Genomic DNA, 15,463 nt, shown 5'->3' with positions numbered 1-15,463 from the left:
TAAAATATTCTGATTGTTCGAAATCTAGCCAGTTTCCTGAGGAATTGACTAAAAAGTAGCTTTGAAGTAAGTCTTGCAAAATCGGTAATTCGTCATCCCTGACTGATAAACCAAGGGAATTTGGCCAAAGGTGCAAAAGCGGATATTCATACAAAATATTTTCAAGCCCAATCCTAACCAAAGCCTGAGCCTGACCATCGGAAGGGTAGTCATTAAATCCCAGGCGAGATATAGGTCATAGAGTTGGAGAAATAGATTTAGAAAGAAGGATTGACTTATATCTGGTTGTTTTTTAGTCAATTTGAGAAGAAATGGTATTTTTGCCCGGTTTCAAATCCTTTCTTTAGTCTCCAAATTTAATTTTTGTAAGCTTTCTTGGTAAACCAACGATCCATAGCGGTACTACCTTTTGATAATCTTAGCTCTGACCCTGAAAATGAATATTTCTCAGATGGTATGGCTGAGGAAATTATCAATGCTTTGAGTAAAATTCAGAACTTAAAAGTAATCGCTCGAACTTCTTCTTTTATGTTTAAAGGGAAAAAAGAGGATGTTAGAATCATAGGTAATAAACTCGGAGTTGCATCGGTCATCGAAGGGAGCATCCGAAAAGCAGGTAGTCGGGTTCGAATTGCTATTCAGCTGATCCGAACAGACAATGGCTTCCATATTTGGTCAGAGACTTTCGATCGTACGCTTCAGGATATTTTTGAACTCCAAGATGAAATAAGTTTGTTGGTGGCTGATAGGATCAGGGAAAATTTTGGCCACATGGAAATCGAAGATCATTTGGTTTCTTCAAAAACTAACAGCCATGAAGCTTATGATGCCTTTCTAAAAGGAAGCTTTCATTTCAAAAGGAAGGATTTTAAGGACGTAAAAGAGGCCTTACAATTTTTTCAATTGGCTACTGAATTGGATCCAAATTTTACTGAAGCCTATGCATTTATCGGAGAAACCTACCTGCATTATGCTGGTTTTAACTTGATTTCTGCCAAAGAAGGCTTCAAGCATGCTCGTGAATATGCCCAAAAAGCGCTTCAGATCAATAGTCGCGATATGCGTGCCCATAAGGTGATGGCCTACGTTCATCTTTTCCATGATTGGGATTGGGATGCAGCCATCCAATCCTACAATAATGCGATTGCTTATGGATTGTCCAATGAGATTGACTTCATTACCAATTATTACATTTTTATCCAGAAAGATTATGATCTGGCGATTCAGATTGCAAAGGAAAACCGCGCGAAAGATCCGCTCCATGTGATCAGTCATTGGTGGTTGGGTTTGTGCAATTATTTATCTGGTCGCTTTGAAGATGCACTTTTAGCTTTTGAGGAAAGTCTAAGAATTGATGCTGACTTTAGCGAAGCGCTTCGCTGGAAAGGATTAGTTCTCGGTTATTTGGGGAGATATGAAGAAGCCATGAAGATCATTGATCAAGCCATGGAGATTACCAAAGGAGAGGGCCTGGTCAAGTTGGATAGATTGGTAGTCTTGGTTTTAAGTGGGAAAACAGAAGGGGTTTTAGAGGAACTACAGAATTCAAACTACATAGATCCCTGTGATCCAGCGGCGATTTATAGCTTGATGCACATGCCAGATGAGGCAATTGCATGTCTTCAAAAAGGCTTTGAGGAAAGGTCCAGCATGATGGTTAGCCTTCGCTATTGGTGGGTTTGGGATAATATCAGAGAGGAGGACGGTTTTCAGAAGATATTTGAGAGAATGAACTTCGGGCATCATAAAGCCCACAGGCAGAATCCATCTAATCAACAATTGGTGATCTCACAAAGTAGTCAGCTCAGTGAGGAGGAAGTAGAATTTTACTTATCTGAATTGAAGGCGAAAATGGAATTGGATGATGTGGTGACTGATACGAATTTGACTCTTCGAACATTAGCCGAACTGATCAACCTTCATCCTAATAAACTGTCCTGGCTCATCAATATGAAAATGGGACATAATTTTAACGATTACATCAATTCTCATCGCTTAGCGGTTTTCAAGAGAATTGTCTTGGACAAAGCGAATGCCCATTTGACCTTATTGGGATTGGCTTATGAAAGTGGATTTACCTCCAAATCCGTTTTCAATGATTTTTTCAAAAAATCCACTGGATTGACTCCAAAAGCATGGGTGAAAGCCCATAGAAGCTAATCCGATATGGCTCAGCAAAAGGCTTTTTCTTCGAGTCAGGTTTTCACCATTCTAGGGTTGGCAAGCTTGTTATTCACAGTGGTTTTGGATTACATGCTTTTACCAGCATTAAGTGCCACCTTATTGGAAGAGCTACAATTGAGTACTGAGGAATTTGGGTGGGTTGCTTCGGCCTATGCCATCAGTGCCGGGATTTCTGCTTTTTTATCTTCAGGATATGCAGACCGATTTCCAAGGAAGCCTTTCTTGGTATTCTTTTACAGTGGATTTTTGATTGCCTTGGTGTTCTGTACTCAGGCTTCCTCCTTCGAATTTTTGTTGGGAGCTCGCCTAATCACAGGTGCTTTCGGTGGAGTGATTGCTTCCATTTGTTATGCGATGGTGGCGGATACTTTCAGCCTGGAGCAAAGAGGAAGAGCGATGGGTTGGCTTCAAATGGCTTTTGCAACGAGTTTGGTTTTAGGACTTCCCCTATCCATGTATTTGGCTGCAGTTTTCTCTTGGCAATCGGCTTATTGGTTGATTTTAGGTTTGGGGATTTTAGCCTTGGTTTTGGTTCTATTGGGAATACCAAATCCAAGAGTTTCTGATTCCATAGATTTAAATCCACCTTGGAAGCATATTCTAGGAGCACTTCAAAACAATGGCTATTGGCAAGTCTTTGTAGCCAATATTCTTATTGTTGGAGGAGACGTGACTTTTACTACTTTCAATGCGGCATACCTTGCCAATAACCTGGGACTCCCAGATGATCAATTGCCATTTATTTATGGAACAATTGGTATCACCAGTTTGATTTCAGCTCCACTACTGGGCAAACTAGCGGATTCTATTGGGAAATTTAAAGTATTCTTATTGGGTACAATGCTCACTGTTTTGGCTGTTCTAGTCTATACCCAATTCTCAGAGTTTTCTATGTCGATGATCATCTTACTCCATATCCTTTTATTTATAGGAGTGAATGCGCGAATGGTTTCTTCTGTTTCCTTGGCAACAGCTGTTCCCAAAGAAAATGAGCGTGGAGCATTTATGGCTTTGGATTCCTCTATCCAGCAATTAGCAGGTGGATTGGCAGCAGTGGTGGCAGGATTAATTTTGTTTAAAAGTGTAGAGGGTGAAATTCTATATTATCCCTATTTGGGCCTGCTGATCGTAGCTGTGATGTCGGCATCTGTATTTTTTGTCCGAAATATCGAACGCAAAATCCATTTCAAAAGTCCTAAATCATAATCTCGGGCGTTTAAGGATTAGCTATTTTTCAGCTTTGTGAAAAGAAAAATCAAAGCTTTATGAACGGACCAGATAAAAACCAGCTTTTCCCATTAGAAGGGTATGAGCGACTTTGTTTTTTGAAAAATATGGTCAAAAACCCTCAAATTATCATTGGAGACTATACCTATTATGATGACTTCGAGGATGCCCATAATTTTGAAAAGAATGTCAAATACCTTTTCGATTTTGTTGGCGACAAATTGATTATTGGCAAATTCTGTATGATAGCCTCAGGAGCTACTTTTATTATGAATGGTGCAAATCACCTTACCCATTCCATTTCTTCCTATCCTTTTGCTGTATTTGGAAATGGCTGGGAGCAAGCCATGAAGGGGAAGTCCTATCCTCAAAAGGGAGATACGGTGATAGGAAATGATGTATGGATAGGCTATGGAGCGACTATCATGCCAGGAGTGAATATTGGAGATGGTGCAATCATTGCCAGCAATTCCACTGTTACCAAGGATGTAGCTCCTTATACAATTGTTGGAGGAAATCCTGCCAGGGAAATTTCGAAAAGATTTTCCGATGAAAAGATTCAAAAGCTTCTAAATATCCAATGGTGGAATTGGCCAATTGAGAAAATTACCAGAAATGTCCAGGCTTTGACAGGAAATAATTTGGATGAGCTAGATCCTAACTGATCTTTTTGCAGGAGAATTTAACAGAGGCTAGAAAGGGAATTAATTCCTTTTCTAGCCTCTTTTTTTGTCTATGTCTTTCACTTAAAACATGGGGCTTACACTACTGAAAGTCCGGGATTTCATCAAAAAGTCCGGGATTATAAATCCAAGCGATCAGCCATTCACCATTTCCCAATTTTGACCCATCATCTTCTAAAAGACAAAATAAAAGACAATGAAAAACAAAGGATTGGTTTTGGGAACAGCCATAGGAGTAGGAATAGGAACTGCTGCCGGAGTGGCGCTGGGTATAGCTATTGGAATGGCAGCACTTGGCTTGATGAAAGTGGATTTTAATAATCAGATCACTTTCTGGATCAGTACAGGAATGGCAGTAGGAGGAGGAGCTAGCCTCGTCAAATTTCTATTGAACTCCTCCAAAGAGGATTAAAAAAAGAGTAAGTGAGGAAATGTCCGGGATTTCATCAAAAAGTCCGGAATCATAAATCAAGACGATTGCAGGTCTTCTAGCACACAATTTTGCTTCATCAAATTTTAATAAAAACACAAAACACTAAAAGAATAAAATCATGAAAAAGTACATCTTAATTTTTATCGTAGGTCTATTGTTTACAATGAATCTTCAAGCACAAGATCAGTCCATAGGATCTGACAAACCTATTAGAAAAGGGTTTACAATTGGGGCTTCAGCAGGTATTGGAGTCCTTCATTTTACCGAAGGAATGGATGAAAAATCCACTCAGGGGGATATTTCTCTTCCCAATTTGAAAATGGGTTGGTTTCTGAATCAGAGAACAGCTATTTACTTGAATTCAATTGGTCAAATCTATCAGCAAGATGGAAAAGACCGCAGCTTTGAAGGAATTATCCCCACGATTCAATACTGGGCTAGTCCAAAATGGTGGATTGGCGGTGGATATGGAGCTGCTTTGGATACCAAGGTATTGTATAAAAATGGGGATTCCCGCAAAACCAATTGGGGTAGAGGGGTGATGGTGTCGACTGGATATGAGGTCTTGCAAAGATCCAAATGGGCTTTGGACATTCAAAGTAGAGTGTTTATGGGGCATGTTGATCTGGATGAAGGTGCAAGATTGGAAGGAACCAATTTTACATTGGGTGTTGGGATCACCTTATTTTAAGCCATTTCATTTTTAAAAGAACAGATTCCTAATCCTATGAAAACTTTACTAGGATACCTTTTGGGTATTGGACTGCTATTTCTTTCAGCTGCCACAATCAGCTTTGGACAAAGCCAAAATTTGACTCAAATTATAAGAGGGAGGATAGTAGATCAAGATACTAGGCTTCCCTTAATCGGAGCCACGGTAGTGGTAGTTGAAAGCGATCCACTTATGGGACAAACCACAGATTTGAATGGAGATTTTCGACTGACAGGAGTTCCTGTTGGTCGGACTTCCCTCATCATAAGCTATATCGGATACGAAAGTAAAATGATTTCTGATCTGGTGGTGAATTCAGGGAAAGAAGTGATTCTTAATCTTGAAATGGCAGAGTCTACAGAATCACTAGATGAATTTGTGGTTAATGCTTTGGATGATCAGGGAGAAGCATTAAATGAAATGTCCTTGGTCAGTTCACGCTCGATTACAATGGAGGAAATGAACCGTTTGGCAACTGGATTCAATGATCCTGCTCTGATAGCAGTGAATTATGCAGGAGTGACCAATTCCGGAACAGGAGGAAATGATCTTATAATCAGAGGTAACTCTCCGAAATACCTGCAATGGAGACTGGAGGGAATGCCGATTAAAAATCCCAATCACTTTACAGATCAGGTGGCTTTGAATGGATCTACGAGCATGCTCAATAGTAATTTGTTGGCTACTTCGGATTTTCATACAGGTGCTTTTAATCCTGAGTTTGGAGATGCGCTTTCTGGCGTTTATGACATCCGCTTGAGATCAGGTAACAATGAAAAGCATGAAAAGATCTTGGGAATTGGCTTGCTAGGGACTGATCTGACTGTAGAAGGTCCGATGGGATTGGGAAAAGGGGCTTCCTACTTGGCAAACTATAGGTACTCTACTGCTTCAGCATTGAATCAATTGGGATTAATTGATGTAAAAGGGGATCCTGCATTTCAGGATGCAACTTTTAATTTGAGAATTCCAACTCAAAAATCAGGATTGTTTACTTTACATGGTTTAGGTGGGTATAGCCAGTTTTCAATCAAAGATGTCCAACCGGAAGATGCAAATACTCCTGGGAATTCTGAGATGAAAGAGGATGTGGTGCAGGATTTTGACAAAATATCCTATATGGCAACTGTTGGATTGAGTCATGGGATTAGTCTTAATTCCAAGGCTTATCTGGAGACAAAGCTTTCTTTTACTGCTGATGGATCAGAGGATGATGTTCAAGAAGTGTTAGAGAATGGAGAAAGCAGGAACCCTTATTTCAGCAAATTGCTGAGAAATACCTATCGTGCGAAAATTAGCTATCATCATAAACTGGATGCTTCCAATAAAATTCAAGTAGGAAGTATTTATACCTTATCTGATGTTCAAAACGAACAATTCAGTACTGTCACTAATGAAAACCCCTATCAAATTGACTTTGATGGTCAAATTGGGAGTTTGAGAAGCTACCTCAGTTGGAGACATCAGTTCAATGAAAAATTGATTGTGGTTTCTGGTCTGCATCATACCCAGGTTTTCTTCAATCAAAAGTCTGCATTGGAACCTAGATTGGCTGCCAGCTATAAAATGACTCCAAAATCATCCCTGAATCTGGCTTTTGGAATGCATAGTACGATGGAGAGTATCAACCATTATTTTGTGGAGTTGGAAAATGAAAATGGACAATTAGAAAGTCCTAATACAGATCTAGATTTGTTGAAAGCAAATCATTATGTACTGGGGCTGAACCATTTTTTCAAATCTGATTTAGTGGCAAAAGTCGAGCTGTATTATCAGGCTCTGTCAAATCTTCCTGTGGCCAAAGATTCTAGTTACATCTCCACGGTCAATGATGATGTTGCTGTTGAATATGTCCCATTGACCAATGCTGGAAAAGGCCAGAACTATGGCATTGAGCTGACTCTTCAGAAGTTCTTTTCAAAAGACTACTATTTTCTGTTCAATACATCCATCTATGAGTCTAATTATACGGCTTTGGATGGAGTAAAAAGAAACACACGATTCAATGGGAATTATGTAATCAACTTGATTGGAGGCAAAGAATTTAATGGTTGTGGAAAGAAGAGGAACCAAACACTGGGCTTGAATGCAAAAGTGCTGGTCTCAGGGGGAAGAAAGATTATTCCATTGCTCAAGGATGAAAATGGAAATGCATTAGTCAATCCGGGTACTGATAATTACTACGATTATTCCAAGGCCTATGAAAATGGGATAGAGGACATATATCAGATTACCTTGTCGGCTAGTTATAAGTGGCAAAAGGTTAAATCCACCCACGAATTGCTGATCAATTTGGAAAATGTGACTAATCACCAGGGGAGACTAACTGAATATTATGATAGTTCGAAACCCAATGGTGTGGGGTATACTACACAGTTCGGCTTATTACCTAACTTGATGTACAAGATTTATTTCTAAGGATTTGATAGGGGATTGGGTCTTTATTGTCTCCCAAATCCCCTTCTTTATAAAATATCAGCTGAAGACTATTCGAGTAAAAAGCTGTAAAAATAGATTGGGAATTATGAAAGGAAAGATTGTCTTAGCAGGAGCTACAGGTTACCTGGGAAGCTATATTGCCAAAGAATTGAAAGGGCAGAAATTTGATTTTCTAGCTCTTGGAAGGAATATAGAGAAGCTTCAAAGTTTGGGTTTGGAATCTGAACAAATAGTAAAAGTGGAGGTGACGGATCCTTCTACATTTCCAGATTTTGAGGAGCCAATAGATACTGTGATTTCTACTGTGGGGATCACCAGGCAGAAAGATGGACTTTCCTACATGGATGTAGATTTTCAGGCGAATGCCAATTTGCTTGATTTTGCTAAAAAGCATGGAGCTAGAAAGTTTATTTATGTCTCCGTTCTTCATGGGGATCAGATGAAGAATGTCAAGATTACAGAAGCCAAAGAGCGTTTTGTTGATCTATTGAAAGCTTCTGGGATGGAATACTGCATAGTAAGACCCAATGGTTTTTTTTCAGATATGGGAGACTTTCTGGATATGGCAAGGTCAGGAAGGGTCTATTTATTTGGTGATGGGGAATATAAGCTGAACCCGATTCATGGACTGGATTTGGCTCGAGTAATTTTGGATTTGATTGATAATAATCAGACGGAAGTAGAGGTAGGAGGGCCGGATATTTTTACTCAAAATGAGATAGGAGAATTGGCTCTAAAAGCTCAGAATAAGGAAGTGAAAATCTCACATCTTCCAGACTGGATCAGGCGATTTGCTATTGGAGGACTTAGAACATTTACTTCGTCTCGATTTTATGGGCCCTATGAATTTTTTCTTAGTATGATGGCTCAGGATAATATTGCTCCCCGATATGGGGTGAAAAGGCTTGAGACTTATTTCAGGGAGGAAGTAGATAAAACTCAATTATGAATTCACAAAAGATCGGAGCAATATCAGCTTGGTATTGTGGCTTGGCCTATATCCTTGGATTTCTGGTTTTGATTTTTTGGCTTTCACCACTGTCAGAGGAAGGATTGGATTCACTTCTCAAACTGGAATTTTTAATTGAGAATAAATCGGCTTATCAGCTTTGGTTGCTGTTTGTTTTTCTGGGTGTTGGCTTGGCTCTCGTTTTTTTGGTAGGTGCCATTGAGTAATTGATAAAGCCTATTAACCCATATATTACTGCCATTTCGAAGTCTTTTGGGTTGATATGGGCTGGGCTGCTAATTGCTTCTGGCATGGTAGCAAGCATTGGCTTGAATCAAGTGGAGGTATGGATGGTAACTGAAAAAGCTCAAGCACTCTTAATTTGGATGGGAATTGAGTCAGTCCATTTGGGGTTGGGCGGAGGAATTGAATTTGTTGGGGGGATTTGGGTTTTATTGCTCAGTCTGATTTTTTCAAAAGGAAAAATTGGTCCTAAATTTCTGCATGTCCTGGGGTTTTTAACGGGGATTTTTGGAATGCTTACTTCCATCCCTTCATTGGAAAGTTTGGGAGCTGTTTTTGGATTGATTCAAATTCTTTGGTTTGGGATCTTGGGACTAATCTTGTGGAAAGAGTCGAAATATAATCTCCTATGCCTGAGTACAAATAAACCAGAATAATCATTCTTCTCAGATTTGGATCTGGGGACCTATAGACCATAGAGGGTTTCGGTGCAAAGAGTGACGGTTTAATAATTGTGCCAATAAGCAATGTAACTGCATTTTTAGGAATTTCTGTTTTTTTAAAGAAGCTTAGAGGTTGTATTCAATTTGCCTTCTGATTTATATGTCTTATTTTTTAGATTTTCTCTGGTTAATGGTTGAAAAACAATTATTTATATGTGAAAATATGATTTTATGCGCTGAGTTGTGGTATTGAAGGGTTTTAAAAATGAGGGGGCAATTATTGAGAATTTGACCTTGATTAGTTTTAGTTAAATCAATTGTCTAATTGAATTATTTTTATGAATTTGAAATTCGATTGGAATTATTTTTAGGTTGAGCAAGGATTTTTTCCTTAGGAGAGGGATAGGAAATTGTAATAATTCTAGTTGATATTACTGCTTTAATTGATGTGTTTTTTTACTTGTCCGCGGTTTTACCGCTATGATTCATTGGTGAAATTTGACCAAAGTAGTAAGTTTTAAGCTGTGTAAGGTATTATCTATACCTCTTAGTTTTTGAAAAAGGAAGTCAATTTACGTATTAATACGTATGGATTTTACCTCATATAATTTTCAATTTTACTTAATTATTTACAACTAAAATTATTTTTGATTATGGAACCCTTATTAGGACAAATTACACTCTTTGCTGGAAATTTTGCACCGAGAGGATGGGCATTTTGTGATGGGCAATTGTTGCCAATATCTCAAAACACAGCTTTGTTTTCTATTCTTGGAACTACCTATGGAGGAGATGGAAGAACGACTTTTGCACTTCCAGATTTGAGAGGTAGAGCTCCAATTGGACCACGCCGAGGTCCAGGATTGTCAGATTATAGATTAGGACAAAGAGGAGGGGCAGAGGATGTTACGTTGAATGTCTCTCAGATTCCAAGTCATAATCATAGCTTAAATGCAAGTCCAAATGCAGGAACTTCTGCTACTCCTACAGGAAATTTTATAGCAAAGCATCAAGTAACAATTGAGCGTGGTAATACAGTGGACGGAGAATCTTTTACTCCTGATTCTACAGGAATTGGTCCAATGAACCCGGCTGCAATTTCTGCCACAGGAGGGAGTCTTTCTCACGAGAATAGACCTCCTTACTTGGCTATCAATTATATCATTGCAACTGTGGGGGTCTTCCCATCTAGAAATTAATAAATTTTTGAGGGGAGAGCTTCTGGTTCTCCCTAATTTTTGATTAAGAAATTTCCGCAAGAGTTTCTCCCATCTCTCTTGAAATCAATACATTCATGGATCGAATTACTAACTATGCTTTAGGGATTGTTCTCTTTTTCCTAATCTCTATTTCTCAATCATTTTCTCAGACAATAGGTTTTGAGTCTTTAACCAATAATCAAGGATTGGGCTTAAGCTATTCGGAAGGAGGGTTTACCTTTTCTATCAATGATCCAGGAAGTGGAAGACAGATAGTTGCGAAAACGGGTCTGGGTTATAATAGCTCTACAACCCTTTACGATAATAATTTTGCAGTAGGAGGAATCACTAGATGGACAATTACCAAAAATGATGGGACTGAATTTCAGTTTAAAAATATTTATTTAAAGGACGCAGGATTTGCTGATCGAAGTGGGACCATCCAGGGTTTTAAGAATGGATCCTCTGTTACTGTAAAGAAAAACATCAATTTTGATGGATATAAGGATTATTCAGCGGATGCTGATTTTTTTGATGTAGATGAAATCCGTATTGAGGCCGGTGATATAAATTTTTATCTGGACGAATTCGTTTATGGTCCTGTCCTTGCTGCCAATACCCCGCCTACTGCTTCCAGTTTTATCGCTGTCAACGGTCCCTCCGAGAATTTGACCTATACTTTTTCAACATCAATGTTTGGATATGCTGACAACGATGGAGATCCGCTGAGTCATGTTTTGATTGGATCATTGCCATCAGCAGGGACTCTATACCTAGATGGTAATGGCAACGATCATTTTGATTTTGGTGAGGGAGTAAGTGTCAATTCCCAAATCAGTAAAGCGAATCTGGATGCCGGTAATCTGCAATATATCCAGAATGGATCTACCAATACTTTTTTCCAATTTGAGGTCAATGACGGAACCGAGAATAGCTCGGGGAATTACATCACTACTTTAAATGTCCTACCGGTTCCTACAGTGACTCTTTCGCTCACGCCAACTTCTAGGTCAGAGTCCATATCCACCCCTACTGAAATCAAAGCCACCCTTTCCAATGCCTATGGAGCTCCTGTATTAGTGAGTCTGGGTTTCAGCGGTACGGCAACTGGATTTGGAGTGGATTATTCAGTAACTGGAACTTCAATGACTATCAATCCCGGAAATACTACTGGTATCGTAAATCTCACCAATGTTCCCGATGGTTTGTATGAAGGAAACGAGACTATAATTATTGATATTACTTCTGTGTCAAATGGGAATGAAGTAGGAACTCAACAGCAAACATTTACAATTATTGACGATGATACCGCACCAACAGTAAGTTTGGAGGTAGTGGGCTTTTGGAACCCTATTACCGATGAAAGTGGGGGGCAGGCCTATGTAAGAGCTAAAATGAATACTGTGGCAGGTGTCACTGTGACTGTTCCTTTAAGTTTTTCAGGAACAGCCACAGGGGGAGGTACCGATTATAGTGTAACGGGAACTACAATCACTTTGTCTTCAGGAGAAACCATGGATAGTGTCAGAGTGACCTCCCTATATGATGGTTTAGAAGAAGGAGATGAGACGATTATCATTGATATGGGTACTCCTACCAATGCGATTAAAGGCAGCCCGAATCAGGTGACCCTTACGATAAAAGATGAAGATGCGGAAGCTCCGACAGGATATGGAGTGGTGATAAATCAGGATCCAATTATTCCATCCAATGCATCCAATGTCAGTTTTACCTTTTCAGGTGCTGAAATAGGAGCAAGCTATAATTATTTGTTTACCAGTTCTGCAGGGGGAAGTACCGTTTCAGGATCTGGAACAATTTCTTCCGTAAATCAAACCATCTCCACTATTGATCTGAGTGGAATGGCCGATGGAACAATTACACTTTCAGTAGATCTGACAGATATCTACAATAATACTGGTGCTACAGTCGATGATACGGCAGAAAAATTGGCAAGCGAACGACCTTACTTAACCGGACTTCCGACGGACATTTCAGTTAACGAAGGAGTGGAGAGTAATATTGATCTGTCAGGCGCTACTTTTGGTGATCCAGATGCGGCGCCAGGTGATATTTTGGAAATTTCATATTTGGCTTTGGGTGGAAAACTTTCTTTTAGTTCGGGAGTGGGCATCACTGTAAGCCAGCCTATTCCGGGATCTTGGACTACATCAGGTACTATTTCAAATTTAAATTCCTATCTCAGCGATCCTACTTCAATCAAGTACATCAGCAATCCAGGTGTAATTGGGGATAATGCAGGAAGTATTGGACTAGCGGGGAATGACGGATTGGTAGGTGCGTCATTTGGTACCATTAATATCGATGTAGTGGCTGCCCCATCTATTAGTTCTGTATCGGTTCCTGCTAACGGGACCTATATAGCTGGAATGAATTTAAATTTCATTGTTAATTTTTCAGAAGCAGTTACAATCTCTGGCTCTCCAGAACTAACTCTGGTTATCGGAGGGAATATAAGAGCTGCAAGCTATGTTTCAGGTTCTGGTTCTACTGCCTTACTTTTTAGATATACTGTTGCCCCAGGTGATTTGGATACTGATGGAATCGAGCTAACAGAACTTTATCTCAATGGTGGAACGATTCAAAACTCGTCCGGAGTCAATGCCAACATAACATTAAACAGTGTTTCACCTACTGCAGGGGTATTGGTAGATGCAGTACCGCCTTCTGGTTATAATGTTGCCTTTGATTTATTGGGTGAAAGTCTGATAAATCCTGTCAATGTGACAATTATAGAATTTTTAGGAACATGGTTGGAAGTAGGGACGACCTTACATTATTCCTTCACCAGCAGTGGAGGTGGGACACCTATTACAGGTACTGAATCGGTTGTCACCACTACTCAGACCTTTGATAATGGTGGAGCTGGATATGATCTCTCGGGCTTGACAGATGGAACCATTACCTTAACAATCTATTTGAAAGATGCCGCAGGAAATCAAGGAGCTAATATTGCTAGAGCAGCTATCAAAGATACCGGGCCACCTACAGGCTATTCCGTGGCTTGGGATGATGCCTTGATAAATGCGATCGAAGCACCTAATACTTCCTTTACTGTCTCAAATGCAGAAGTAGGGGCAACGGTTTTCTACTCAATTTCAAGTTCTGGGGATGGCAATACTGCCACTGTTAGCGGAGGTAGAGCTGTAGTTAATTCAAGTCAAGTAGTGAATGTTGATGTAAGTTCTTTGGCTAATGGAAGTTTGACTGTGGATGTTTACTTGCAGGATGGTATTGGAAATATCGGAGCTGTTGCGTCTGATAATTCAGCTGTTTTGGATCAAACAAGTCCTGTATCCAGCGTTCCTGATTTAGACCCTAGCAGTGATACAGGTCGAAGTGATACCGATAATATTACGAATGATAATACACCTACATTTACAGGAAATACGGAAGCCAATTCTACACTTACTTTTTATGCTGATGCCACAGAATTGGGGACCACTACATCCGATGGAGCAGGGGATTGGACATTTACCCCTGTAAATGCTATTACCGATGGTACTTATGACATTACTGCAATAGTTACTGATTTAGCAGGAAATACAGGGGCAGCTTCAGCTGCATTAAGTGTAACTATTGATACCAGGCATCCTGACGGACCAATCCATGGCGGTATCACAGTTGATACCGGAATAAGCAATAGCGACAATATCACATCAGATAATACGCTGATATTTGATGGTATTTCTGAGCCAAATTCGATTGTAACTTTAAGTATTGGAGGTATTGGTACAATCGGAACGACCATTGCCAACGGAGCGGGTGACTGGACTTTTGATTATACGGGTTCTGCTCTTGCAGACGCTGAATATGAAATGAGCTCCTTTGCTGAAGATATTGCAGGAAACAATATGGGGTCAACTTCTGAACAGTTCTTATTTACAGTAGATACTCAAGTTCCTGCTGCTCCAGGTACTCCGGACTTGACTCCAGGTTCTGATTCCGGAGCATCGGCTTCCGATAACATCACCAATGATTTAACTCCGACATTCACAGGGACAGCATTGGCAAATAGTACTGTTACTATTATCAGTAGTAAAGATGGTTCATTGGGTACCACAACTGCTAATGGGGCAGGTAATTGGGCCTTTACTGCAGGAAGCAATGTATCGACAGGTGTTCACGTCGTCACTGCTACCCAAGCTGACTTGGCGGGCAATAACAGTCCTGCCTCTACTGGCTTGACGGTCACTTTTGATGTCAACCCACCATTCTTAAATTTAGAAGGAAGACATACTACTTATTTAAATGCAAATGGAATCACACCTGAGGTTAAGGTAGGTGACTTGTTATTAAGTGGTATGTTTGATGATTATACCCCAAGTTCACTTATCAAAACAAGCTTAAGCAAATCAGTTTTCAATTGTTCGGATATCGGTGATAACCCCGTGGATGTTATTGCAACCGACCTAGCAGGAAATTCTTTTACCCAATCCGTAATAATCAGGGTTGTTGATAATATTAAACCAACGATTTTAGCAAAATCAACGATTACATTGAATGTAGATGCCTTTGGTACAGTTGATTTAACAGCAGGAATGGTTGATGAAGGGTCATTCGATAATTGTAGTATTCTTTCTCAAGTATTTAGTAAAACTTTGTTCGACAGAACTGATGAAGGATCGAACACAGTGAAATACACTGTTACCGATGTCAAGGGTAATTCATCTGAAGTTGATATCGAGGTTATTATTGTAGTCGTTCCAAAAGTCCTCAATGTGACAGTGGATCCTGGTCAGTCCAAGATCTATGGGGATCTCGACCCAGAATTTACTTATCAGGCTTCCGGCTTCGAAGGAGGAGATGATAAAGGGATTATAACTGGAGCTCTCTCTAGAGATGCAGGAAGTGATGTAGGAACCTATGCGATTACAATTGGCAGCCTAGATGCAGGTCCAAATTATGCGATCAACTTCACTCCGGCAGT

The 15,463-nt window shown here is 39.8% G+C and carries 11 protein-coding genes; all 11 read left to right on the top strand.

Annotated elements, in window-relative coordinates; all coding sequences use genetic code 11:
• The first annotated feature begins 375 nt into the window (after window positions 1-375).
• Window positions 376-2,160 carry a helix-turn-helix domain-containing protein gene (locus tag O0V13_RS20905; RefSeq protein ID WP_268036966.1) on the top strand — a complete coding sequence of 595 codons (1,785 nt, stop codon included), beginning with the start codon at window positions 376-378 and terminating at the stop codon, window positions 2,158-2,160.
• 6 nt (window positions 2,161-2,166) lie between these two features.
• Entirely contained in the window at window positions 2,167-3,390 is a 1,224-nt protein-coding gene (locus tag O0V13_RS20900) for an MFS transporter (RefSeq protein WP_268036965.1), read from the top strand.
• 59 nt (window positions 3,391-3,449) lie between these two features.
• Entirely contained in the window at window positions 3,450-4,076 is a 627-nt protein-coding gene (locus O0V13_RS20895; protein ID WP_268036964.1) for a CatB-related O-acetyltransferase, read from the top strand.
• A 214-nt stretch (window positions 4,077-4,290) separates the two neighbouring features.
• A complete protein-coding gene (locus O0V13_RS20890; protein ID WP_268036963.1) occupies window positions 4,291-4,506 on the top strand; it encodes a hypothetical protein in 216 nt (71 codons plus the stop codon).
• A gap of 139 nt (window positions 4,507-4,645) precedes the next feature.
• The gene (locus O0V13_RS20885; protein WP_268036962.1) at window positions 4,646-5,218 is read left to right on the top strand and encodes a hypothetical protein; all 573 of its coding nucleotides are present in this window, start codon (window positions 4,646-4,648) and stop codon (window positions 5,216-5,218) included.
• 36 nt (window positions 5,219-5,254) lie between these two features.
• Window positions 5,255-7,657: a TonB-dependent receptor gene (locus O0V13_RS20880; protein WP_268036961.1), complete on the top strand. Its 2,403-nt coding sequence runs from the start codon at window positions 5,255-5,257 to the stop codon at window positions 7,655-7,657.
• A gap of 106 nt (window positions 7,658-7,763) precedes the next feature.
• Window positions 7,764-8,627 carry an SDR family oxidoreductase gene (locus tag O0V13_RS20875; protein WP_268036960.1) on the top strand — a complete coding sequence of 288 codons (864 nt, stop codon included), beginning with the start codon at window positions 7,764-7,766 and terminating at the stop codon, window positions 8,625-8,627.
• Window positions 8,624-8,854, top strand: a complete 231-nt coding sequence (locus O0V13_RS20870) for a hypothetical protein (protein WP_268036959.1) — start codon at window positions 8,624-8,626, stop codon at window positions 8,852-8,854. Before O0V13_RS20875 ends, O0V13_RS20870 begins: the two co-directional genes overlap by 4 nt.
• Before the next feature lie 84 nt (window positions 8,855-8,938).
• A complete protein-coding gene (locus O0V13_RS20865; protein WP_268036958.1) occupies window positions 8,939-9,307 on the top strand; it encodes a hypothetical protein in 369 nt (122 codons plus the stop codon).
• A 659-nt stretch (window positions 9,308-9,966) separates the two neighbouring features.
• Entirely contained in the window at window positions 9,967-10,512 is a 546-nt protein-coding gene (locus O0V13_RS20860; RefSeq protein WP_268036957.1) for a phage tail protein, read from the top strand.
• A 95-nt stretch (window positions 10,513-10,607) separates the two neighbouring features.
• Window positions 10,608-15,463: Ig-like domain-containing protein (locus O0V13_RS20855; protein WP_268036956.1), on the top strand; the 4,856-nt coding region annotated here is incomplete at its 3' end.

Source organism: Algoriphagus sp. PAP.12, assembly GCF_026652115.1.
Classification (GTDB): Bacteria; Bacteroidota; Bacteroidia; order Cytophagales; family Cyclobacteriaceae; genus Algoriphagus.
The sequence above is the reverse complement of the archived record's forward strand: the minus strand, read 5'-3'. Positions and strand labels throughout refer to the sequence as shown.

What these genes read in the sequence shown, in the direction of transcription:
- O0V13_RS20885 (WP_268036962.1), top strand. Translation starts at nt 4,646, where the DNA reads ATGAAAAAGTACATCTTAATTTTTATCGTAGGTCTATTGTTTACAATG.
- O0V13_RS20870 (WP_268036959.1), top strand. Translation starts at nt 8,624, where the DNA reads ATGAATTCACAAAAGATCGGAGCAATATCAGCTTGGTATTGTGGCTTG.
- O0V13_RS20890 (WP_268036963.1), top strand. Translation starts at nt 4,291, where the DNA reads ATGAAAAACAAAGGATTGGTTTTGGGAACAGCCATAGGAGTAGGAATA.
- O0V13_RS20875 (WP_268036960.1), top strand. Translation starts at nt 7,764, where the DNA reads ATGAAAGGAAAGATTGTCTTAGCAGGAGCTACAGGTTACCTGGGAAGC.
- O0V13_RS20865 (WP_268036958.1), top strand. Translation starts at nt 8,939, where the DNA reads ATGGTAGCAAGCATTGGCTTGAATCAAGTGGAGGTATGGATGGTAACT.
- O0V13_RS20900 (WP_268036965.1), top strand. Translation starts at nt 2,167, where the DNA reads ATGGCTCAGCAAAAGGCTTTTTCTTCGAGTCAGGTTTTCACCATTCTA.
- O0V13_RS20880 (WP_268036961.1), top strand. Translation starts at nt 5,255, where the DNA reads ATGAAAACTTTACTAGGATACCTTTTGGGTATTGGACTGCTATTTCTT.
- O0V13_RS20860 (WP_268036957.1), top strand. Translation starts at nt 9,967, where the DNA reads ATGGAACCCTTATTAGGACAAATTACACTCTTTGCTGGAAATTTTGCA.
- O0V13_RS20895 (WP_268036964.1), top strand. Translation starts at nt 3,450, where the DNA reads ATGAACGGACCAGATAAAAACCAGCTTTTCCCATTAGAAGGGTATGAG.